Consider the following 4,923-nt stretch of genomic DNA (forward strand, 5'->3'; position numbering starts at 1 on the left):
ACTCAGTTGAAAGAGCGTATTGAAGTTGCGTGCTCAAACTTTGGTGGAACAAAAAATAAAAACATTTCAGGTGTTATTATCAACAAGCTTAATGCCCCTGTTGATGAAGCAGGCCGTACTCGCCCTGACTTATCAGAAATTTTTGATGATGCAGATAGCGCGAAACAAGCCAATTTAGAAGTGATGCAGATCTTCAACACTAGCCCAATTCGTGTGTTAGGTTGCGTGCCTTGGAGTATCGATCTTATCGCGACTCGTGCTATTGATATGGCCAAACACCTGAAAGCTGAAATCATTAATGAAGGTGAAATTAAGTCTCGCCGTATTAAGAGCATCACTTTCTGTGCGCGTTCTTTGCCACACATGATTGAGCACTTTAAGCCAGGATCACTCTTAGTGACATCGGCCGATCGTCCTGACGTGATTGTTGCCGCCTCTCTGGCCGCAATGAATGGCGTTGAAATTGGTGCGGTGCTGCTGACTGGCGGTTACGACATGCCACAAGAGATTGTGAACCTATGTAAACCAGCCTTTGAAAGCGGCTTGCCTATTTTTAAAGCGCAAGGTAACACTTGGCAAACGTCACTCAACCTACAAAGCTTTAGCCTAGAAGTTCCAGCTGACGATAAAGAACGTATCGAGTTCATCAGCGATCATGTTGCTAGCCACATCGATGGCCCTTGGATTAATTCGCTCACTGAGGGCACGCAAGGTATTCGTCGCCTTAGCCCGCCAGCATTCCGTTACCAGTTAACTGAGTATGCTCGTCGTGCAGGTAAACGTATTGTGCTTCCTGAAGGGGATGAACCACGCACGGTAAAAGCGGCATCTATTTGTGCTGAGCGCGGTATTGCGACTTGTGTTCTACTTGGTAACCCTGACGAAATCCGCCGCGTTGCTGCGCAGCAAGGTGTTGAGTTAGGTGCTGGCGTTGAAATTATCGATGCTGACTCAGTGCGCGAAAACTACGTTGCTCGCTTGGTTGAGCTGCGTGGTTCAAAAGGCATGACGGAAGTTGTGGCTCGTGAAAAACTGCAAGATTCAGTATTCCTTGGCACAATGATGCTTGAAGCGGATGAAGTTGACGGTTTGGTTTCTGGTGCGGTTCATACCACAGCCAACACCATTGTTCCTCCATTCCAAATCATTAAGACCGCGCCAAATGCCTCGATTGTATCCTCTATCTTCTTCATGCTATTGCCTGATCAAGTGTTGGTATACGGCGACTGCGCCATCAACCCAGATCCAAATGCTGAACAGCTTGCTGAAATTGCGATTCAATCGGCCGATTCTGCGGCAGCATTCGGCATTGACCCGCGCGTGGCGATGATTTCCTACTCGACGGGTGAATCAGGTAAAGGTGCTGATGTAGATAAAGTGCGTGAAGCGACGCGCATTGCTCAAGAGAAACGTCCAGATCTTATTATCGACGGTCCTCTGCAATACGATGCTGCAATCATGGAAAACGTGGCGGCTTCTAAAGCACCAAACTCTCCAGTCGCTGGTAAAGCAACGGTATTTGTCTTCCCTGACCTAAACACAGGTAATACAACTTACAAAGCGGTACAACGCTCAGCAGACCTTGTTTCTATCGGTCCAATGCTGCAAGGCATGCGTAAACCAGTAAACGATTTGTCTCGCGGTGCGTTGGTTGACGATATTGTTTACACAATCGCGTTAACGGCAATTCAAGCAAGCCAAGAAACAAAATAAAATTCTTAGCCTAACTTGCTGATTAAAAGGCTCTTATGTATCACATAAGAGCCTTTTTTATAGCACACTTCTACCCTCGTTATAACCCAATAAAGCCGCGCTCATGGGGCGTATCAAGATCAAGATCCGGCCCCTTAGGTACCACTTGCGTCGGGTTAATGCCGATATGGCTGAAATAATAGTGGCGTTTGATGTGGTAAAAATCGGTCGTTTGTTTGATACCGTCGATTTGGTAAAGCTCTTTTAAGTAACCGCTTAAGTTCTCATAATCGGCGATCCGCTGTTTATTGCATTTAAAATGACCGACGTAAACAGCATCAAAACGGATAAGTGTAGTGAATAAACGCCAATCCGCCTCGGTGATCTGGTTACCGACCAAGTAGCGATACGTCGCTAAATGATTGTTGACCTTATCTAATGCCGTAAAGAGTGCATCATAAGCATCGTCATAGGCCTCTTGCGTGGTCGCAAACCCACATCGATAGACGCCATTATTAATATTGGGGTAGATATACGCATTCCATTCATCGATAGCTTTGCTGAGTGCTTGCGGATAGTAGTCGTGCTGGTTACCCGTTAACTCATTAAATGCACTGTTAAACATGCGAATAATCTCAGAAGATTCATTGCTAACAATGGTATTAGTCTTCTTATCCCACAACACAGGTACAGTTACTCGCCCTGAATAATCTACCTTTGCTTTGGTGTAGATTTGATGGAGCTTGGTATAGCCAAACAGAGGTTCAGGAATACCAAAAGACCAGCCTTCACTTAGCATGTCAGGACAAACGACCGTGACATCAATGTGTTCGGTGAGTGATTTGAGTTGGCGAAAAATCAATGTACGGTGAGCCCAAGGGCATGCCAAAGAGACATACAAATGATAACGGCCCGATTCTGGTTGAAATCGTGCATCTGGCTGGCTGTCGACCCAGTGTCTGAATCCTGCGTCTTCGCGTACAAAATGCCCAGCGCTGCTTTTGGTGTCATACCAAACATCGTGCCAGACGCCTTCAACTAATTTTCCCATGATCTCCACTCCTCATTCCGATGACTGTTTTATTATAAGTAGGATAGAAAATGGTAAAACCGGAGGAAGTTGTCCTTGTTATTCAGAAATTTTGAACAGTGATATTTACCCCGCTAAGTGCACAGATAAAAAAAGCGCGACCCAGAAATGCGTCGCGCTTAAGCCTGTCACAGGCTAAATTTAGAGCTCGACATGCAAACAAGACACAGCATGTTCATCACTACCTTTAATCTGCGGTTTTTGCTGTGCGCAAATTTCCGTCGCTTGAGGACAGCGGGTACGGAAAACACATCCAGAAGGCGGGTTGATTGGCGAGGGTAAATCCCCTTCTAGCATCTGAATTTTCTTAGCACGCTCCAGTTTTGGATCTGGAATTGGCACAGCCGACATCAAAGCTTTGGTGTAAGGGTGTGATGGATTCGCAAACAACGCCTCAGAGGTGCCAAGCTCGACCGCATTGCCTAAATACATCACGAGTACACGATCAGAGATGTGTTTAACTACCGATAAATCATGGGCAATAAAAACCAAACTTAAACCAAGCTCATTTTGCAGCTCTTTGAGCAGGTTAACCACCTGCGCTTGGATTGAAACATCCAAAGCAGAAACTGGCTCATCACAGATGATCATTTTCGGTTTTAAAATGAGCGCACGGGCAATACCAATACGTTGGCACTGACCACCAGAGAATTCATGGGGATAGCGGTTAATGACGTTCGGCAATAAACCGACTTTTGTCATCATCTCTTTTACACGGTCCTTTACTTCTTGCTTCGAAAGTTCTGGATAAAAGGTTTGAAGTGGCTCTGCAATAATATCGCCAACCGACATTCTTGGGTTCAATGACGCCAGTGGGTCTTGGAAAATCATCTGAATTTGCTTACGGGTTTTGCGACGCTCAACCTCATGCATTTTCGTCAAATCATTTCCTAGCCACACCACTTCACCCTCGGTGGCTTCGACTAAACCAATGATCGCTCGCGCAAAAGTAGACTTTCCGCAACCTGATTCGCCTACTACGCCGAGAGTTTCACCCTCATATAGGCGCACATTAACGCCATCTACGGCTTTTAGGTTGGATGGTTTAGACCACGGCCACGCGGATTTAGAGGCAATGTTGAAGTGAACTTTGAGGTTCTTTACATCCAGTAATAATGGTTTTTGTTCGCTCATTTAACCCAAGCCTCCCAATCAGAAAAACAGGCACGTTGGCGACCATCGGCAAATGGCAATAAAATAGGTGCTTCACGTTTACAGCGTTCTGTCACTCGGTGGCAGCGCTCTTGATAAGGGCAACCCGGTGGCAATCGTAGCAAGTTAGGTGGGTTTCCAGGAATTGTTGGTAATATTTCACCTTCCGTATCCAAACGAGGAATGGCTTTTAATAAACCTTCAGCGTAAGGGTGACTCGGGTTGTAGAAAATCTCATCCACAGAGCCATATTCCATCGTACGCCCTGCATACATTACCAATACTTTGTCACATGAACCCGCAACCACACCCAGATCATGGGTGATCATGATAATAGCGGTATTGAATTCGCTTTTGAGTTCATTCAACAAATCCATAATTTGGGCTTGCACCGTTACGTCCAATGCGGTGGTGGGTTCATCGGCAATCAGTAACTTAGGCCGGCATAACAACGCCATTGCAATCATAACGCGTTGACGCATACCACCAGAAAACTCATGCGGATACATGGTAATTCGCTTACGCGCTTCGGGGATTTTAACCGCCTCTAGCATACGTACCGACTCTTCAAACGCAGCCGACTTGCTCATTCCTTTGTGCAGCATCAGCACTTCCATCAACTGCTCGCTGACCTTCATATAAGGATTCAGTGACGTCATTGGATCTTGGAAGATCATCGCAATTTGTTCAGCGCGCACTTTGTTCAAGGCTTTTTCTGGCAAATTGAGGATCTCTTTCCCTTCAAATTTTGCGCTACCCGTGATAATACCATTTTTGGCAAGTAGACCCATAATAGCGAACACGGTTTGCGATTTACCAGAGCCAGACTCCCCTACGATACCGAGGGTTTCGCCTTGCTCCAGTGAAAAAGTTAAATCGTTGACAGCGGTAACAATACCATCTTGAGTGGTAAATTCGACCCGCAGATCTTTGACATCTAATAAGCTCATTATTGCTTCCTTAATCTTTTAATTATCGGTCTTTAGGAT

General features: G+C 45.7%; 4 protein-coding genes. 1 reads left to right on the forward strand and 3 read right to left on the reverse strand.

Annotated elements, in window-relative coordinates; all coding sequences use genetic code 11:
• On the forward strand, nt 1–1,713 hold a 1,713-nt coding region (pta, locus tag B9J84_RS06120; RefSeq protein WP_404206453.1), incomplete at its 5' end, for a phosphate acetyltransferase.
• Between the two features lie 79 nt (nt 1,714–1,792).
• Here pta and B9J84_RS06125 read toward each other — a convergent pair.
• From B9J84_RS06125 to B9J84_RS06135, 3 genes are all read right to left on the reverse strand, one after another.
• The gene (locus B9J84_RS06125) at nt 1,793–2,743 is read right to left on the reverse strand and encodes a glutathione S-transferase family protein (RefSeq protein ID WP_094123759.1); all 951 of its coding nucleotides are present in this window, start codon (nt 2,741–2,743) and stop codon (nt 1,793–1,795) included.
• Nucleotides 2,744–2,923: 180 nt separating this feature from the next.
• Nucleotides 2,924–3,916 (reverse strand): murein tripeptide/oligopeptide ABC transporter ATP binding protein OppF, encoded by a 993-nt coding sequence (gene oppF / locus B9J84_RS06130; protein WP_010319732.1) that lies wholly within the window; start codon nt 3,914–3,916, stop codon nt 2,924–2,926.
• On the reverse strand, nt 3,913–4,884 hold the full coding sequence (locus B9J84_RS06135) for an ABC transporter ATP-binding protein (protein WP_010319733.1): 972 nt from the start codon (nt 4,882–4,884) through the stop codon (nt 3,913–3,915). The genes oppF and B9J84_RS06135 overlap by 4 nt, the downstream gene beginning before the upstream one ends.
• Nucleotides 4,885–4,923: the final 39 nt, after the last annotated feature.

It is taken from the genome of Vibrio sp. V03_P4A6T147 (assembly GCF_002241085.1).
Classification (GTDB): Bacteria; Pseudomonadota; Gammaproteobacteria; order Enterobacterales; family Vibrionaceae; genus Vibrio; species Vibrio anguillarum.